Origin of the sequence: Flavonifractor plautii ATCC 29863 (genome assembly GCF_000239295.1) — a bacterium.
Lineage (GTDB): Bacteria > Bacillota > Clostridia > Oscillospirales > Oscillospiraceae > Flavonifractor > Flavonifractor plautii.
On record NZ_JH417853.1, the window covers coordinates 1,770 to 5,657 of the forward strand.

Sequence of the window (3,888 nt, forward strand, 5' to 3'; positions counted from 1 at the left end):
ACTTTCGACGAACTCAAGGAAAAAGCGCATGCCCCATCCCCCCAAAGGCGCGGGGCGCCTTTGGGAACCCCAGGGGGATGATTTGACATCCTCAGCGGAAGTGAATTCCGCCTGCGGCGAGGTTTGGCCTGCGGCCAAACGCTCGGACGGCGCGAAGCGCCGGGACGCTGCCGCGTCCAGCGGCAGGGCATAAGAGACCCAGGCAGAGAGGAGGGCATACTGCCCCGATTATGACTTTCGACGAACTCAAGGAAAAAGCGCATGCCCTGCCGCTGAAGCCGGGCGTGTATATCATGCAGGACGCCAAAAACGAGGTCATCTACGTGGGCAAGGCCAAGGCGCTGAAGAACCGGGTGAGCCAGTACTTCGCAAACCTGGCCTCCCACACGGAGAAGACCCGGGCCATGGTGAGCCAGATTGACCACTTCGACGTGATTGTGGCCGACTCGGAGTTTGAGGCGCTGATTCTGGAGAACTCCCTCATCAAGCGCCACCAGCCCCACTACAACATCCTGCTCAAGGACGACAAGGGCTACCCCTACATCCGCCTGACGGTGAAGGAGCCCTACCCCCGCTTCTCCCTGGCCAACCGGGCGGCGGAGGACGGGGCGCGGTACTTCGGCCCCTACGGCAGCCGGGGGAGCACCCAGAATATCATCGACGCCCTGCGCGTCGCCCTGAAGCTGCCCTCGTGCAGCCGGAAGTTCCCCCGAGACATCGGAAAGGAGCGGCCCTGCCTGAATTACCACATGGGCCAGTGTGACGGCTACTGCCGGAAGGAGATGGATCAGACCCGCTACCGGGAGGCCATCGACCAGGCGGTGCGCCTGCTGGAGGGGCAGTTCAAGGAGGTGGGGGAGGAGCTGTTGGCCGAGATGGAGCAGGCGGCGGAGGAGCTGCGCTTCGAGAAGGCAGCCGAGCTGCGGGACCGCTACAAGGCCATCGAGCTGCTGGGCAAGCGGCAGAAGGTGGTGGCGGGCTCCCTGGCGGACACCGACGTGGTGGGCTTCCACAAGGGGGAGGCCACCCGGAGCTGCTTTGTGGTGCTCCACTATGTGGAGGGCGAGCTGGCGGCCAAGGACTGGGAGCTCATCGAGACACCCATGGAGGAGGACAGGGCGGACATCCTCTCCGCCCTGGTGGGGCAGTACTACGGCGGTCGGGGCCGCCTGCCCCGGCAGATCCTCCTGCCCTGCGAGCTGGAGGACGCGGTGCCCCTGATGCGCCTTTTGTCCGAGCAGGCGGGGCACAGGGTGGAGCTGATCACCCCCCAGCGTGGGGCCAAGATGGATCTCATCCGCCTGGCCAACAAAAACGCGGTGGAGGAGGTGGAGCGCTGGACCACCCGGGAGGAGCGGCAGAGCAAGCTGATGGAGCTGCTGGGCCGGATGCTGGATCTGGACGCGCCCCCCCGGCGCATCGAGTCCTACGACATCTCCAACCAGGGCGCCGACGACATCGTGGCCTCCATGGTGGTGTACGTCAACGCAAAGCCCCTCAAGCGGGACTACCGCCGCTTCAAGCTGAAGGACATGGACGGCCCCGACGACTATGCCTCCATGGAGCAGGTGCTGACGCGGCGCTTCCAGCGCTATCTGGACGGGGACGAGAAGTTTTCCGACAAGCCCGACCTGCTCCTCATCGACGGCGGCGTCAACCACGCCAACGTGGCGGTGCGGGTGCTGGAGAGCCTGGGCCTGCGTATTCCCATCTTCGGCATGGTGAAGGACGACCGCCACCGCACCCGCGCCCTGGTCACCCCCGAGGGAAAGGAGATCGGCATCCAGGGCAACCAGGCCATCTTCTCCCTCATCGGCCAGATCCAGGAGGAGACCCACCGCTTTGCCATCGAGTTCCACCGCCAGCAGCAGAACCAGCGGGTGCGCGGCTCGGTGCTCGACCAGATCCCCGGCGTGGGGGAGAAGCGGCGGGCTGAGCTGCTCAAGGCGTTTAAGAGCATCAAAAATATCAAATCGGCCACCCTGGCGGAGCTGGAGGATGCAGTGCCCAAAAACACCGCCCGGGCGGTCTATGACTTTTTCCATCAGAAAGGGGAGGAACCATCATGCGAGTGATTACCGGAACGGCCCGGGGGATGCGGCTCAAAGAGCTGCCCGGGCTGGAGACCCGGCCCACCACCGACAAGGTGAAGGAGTCGGTCTTCAACATCGTGCAGTTTGACGTAGAGGGCCGGCGAGTGCTGGATCTCTTCGGCGGTACTGGCCAGATGGGCATCGAGGCCCTGTCCCGGGGCGCGGCGTCCTGCACCTTTGTGGACGTGCGGAAGGAGGCCGCCGCGGTCATCCGGGCCAACCTGGCCCACACCAAGCTAGAGGAGCAGGGGAAGGTGGTGCAGGGGGACTATCTGGCCTTCCTCACCGGCTGCCGGGAGAAATTCGACCTGGTGTTCCTGGACCCGCCCTACGGCGCCGGGATGCTGGAAAAGGCCCTGGAGGCCATCGCCAAGATTGACATTATGACGGAAAATGGTATAATAGTCTGCGAAAGTGCGGCGGAGAGCGTCCTTCCGGAGCTGGCCGCCCCCTATGCCAAGGGGCGGGATTACCGCTACGGCAAGATCAAGATCACGCTGTACCACCGTGCGGTCTGACGGGCTGTGCGACAGTTAAGGATGTGAAGCCCACATGAAGACCGCCATCTATCCCGGCAGCTTCGACCCCATCACTCTGGGACACCTGAACATCATCAAGCGGGCCGCCGTGTGCTTTGACAAGCTGATCGTGTGCGTCATGGTCAACTCGGAGAAAGTCAACCGGGGACTGTTTACCCCGGAGGAGCGGGTGGAGCTCATCCGCCGGGTGGTGGCCAAGCTGCCCAACGTGGAGGCGGATTGTTCCTCCACCCTCATCGCCGAGTACGCCCGCCAGAAGCGGGCCTGCACTCTGGTGAAGGGCCTGCGGGCGGTGTCCGACTACGAGAACGAGCTGCAGATGGCGCTCATCAACCGCAAGCTGAATCCCCGGCTGGAGACCATGTTCCTGCCCTCCAGCGCAAAATACACCTATGTGAGCTCCAGCATGGTCAAAGAGATGGCCCGCTATGGGGCGGAGCTCTCTGACTTTGTACCCCGGGAGATCATCGGGGACGTACAACGAAAAATGGACAGCAGGAGGGATGGCTGATGGCCACCGGCGTGGAAGAATTACTGGATATGCTCTTTGAGATGATCGACGAGGCCAAGAGCATGCCCCTGAGCAGTGACAAGTGCATTCTGGAACGGGACAAGGCCCTGGATCTGCTGGACGAGATCCGGGCTCAGTTCCCCATGGAGCTGGCCGAGGCCAAGAAGCTCATCGCTGCCCGGACGGAGTATATCGCCTCCGCCAAGCGGGAGGGGGAGCTCATCCGCAAGCAGGCGGAGGAGAAGGCACGCCAGATGGTGTCGGAGGACGAGCTGCTGGCCCAGACCAAACAGAAGGCAAACGAGCTGATGCGCACTGCGGAGGAGCGCAGCCGCGATCTGCGGAAGGCAGCCAACGACTACTGCGAGGATGCCCTGCGCCGCACCGAGGAGGCGGTGGCCGAGGCCTACGACGAGATCAAGAAGTCGCGGGCCCGGTTCCGTGCCTTGGCAGGAGGCGGCGCCCCGGCTGGCCGCCAGCCCTACGACGTGGAGGCGGAATAAAACCAAACACCAAACAGAGAGCCCGCCGGCGGAACTTCCGCCGGCGGGCTTTGAGATGATCGATAAACCTTCCTGCCGAAGGCTTCGGAGGGAGGAATAGTGTGAAAGGGAACCGTCAGGGTTCCCTTTCGCGTTCGATCAAACGCCTTTTTGAACCTTTTTCGAGGGTTCAAAAAGGCTCTCTGCCTGTCGAGAACTTTTCGACAGGCAGAGAGCCCGCCGGCGGAACTTCCGCCGGCGGG

Annotated in this window: 4 protein-coding genes; all 4 read left to right on the forward strand. The window is 63.5% G+C overall.

Annotated elements, in window-relative coordinates; all coding sequences use genetic code 11:
- Positions 1-230 precede the first annotated feature (230 nt).
- Genes uvrC through HMPREF0372_RS18005 form a run of 4 tightly spaced genes read left to right on the forward strand, consistent with a single transcriptional unit; the run spans position 231 to position 3,646 of the window.
- Positions 231-2,075 carry an excinuclease ABC subunit UvrC gene (gene uvrC, locus HMPREF0372_RS17990; protein WP_007495701.1) on the forward strand — a complete coding sequence of 615 codons (1,845 nt, stop codon included), beginning with the start codon at positions 231-233 and terminating at the stop codon, positions 2,073-2,075.
- A complete protein-coding gene (gene rsmD / locus HMPREF0372_RS17995) occupies positions 2,066-2,611 on the forward strand; it encodes a 16S rRNA (guanine(966)-N(2))-methyltransferase RsmD (protein ID WP_007495703.1) in 546 nt (181 codons plus the stop codon). Before uvrC ends, rsmD begins: the two co-directional genes overlap by 10 nt.
- 34 nt (positions 2,612-2,645) lie before the next feature.
- On the forward strand, positions 2,646-3,143 hold the full coding sequence (coaD, locus tag HMPREF0372_RS18000) for a pantetheine-phosphate adenylyltransferase (protein ID WP_007495705.1): 498 nt from the start codon (positions 2,646-2,648) through the stop codon (positions 3,141-3,143).
- The gene (locus HMPREF0372_RS18005; protein ID WP_007495707.1) at positions 3,143-3,646 is read left to right on the forward strand and encodes a hypothetical protein; all 504 of its coding nucleotides are present in this window, start codon (positions 3,143-3,145) and stop codon (positions 3,644-3,646) included. The genes coaD and HMPREF0372_RS18005 overlap by 1 nt, the downstream gene beginning before the upstream one ends.
- The last annotated feature ends 242 nt before the right edge of the window (positions 3,647-3,888 follow it).

Bases quoted from the DNA above. Each gene is read 5' to 3' on its own strand.
- uvrC (WP_007495701.1), top strand. From the start codon at position 231: ATGACTTTCGACGAACTCAAGGAAAAAGCGCATGCCCTGCCGCTGAAG.
- rsmD (WP_007495703.1), top strand. From the start codon at position 2,066: ATGCGAGTGATTACCGGAACGGCCCGGGGGATGCGGCTCAAAGAGCTG.
- coaD (WP_007495705.1), top strand. From the start codon at position 2,646: ATGAAGACCGCCATCTATCCCGGCAGCTTCGACCCCATCACTCTGGGA.
- HMPREF0372_RS18005 (WP_007495707.1), top strand. From the start codon at position 3,143: ATGGCCACCGGCGTGGAAGAATTACTGGATATGCTCTTTGAGATGATC.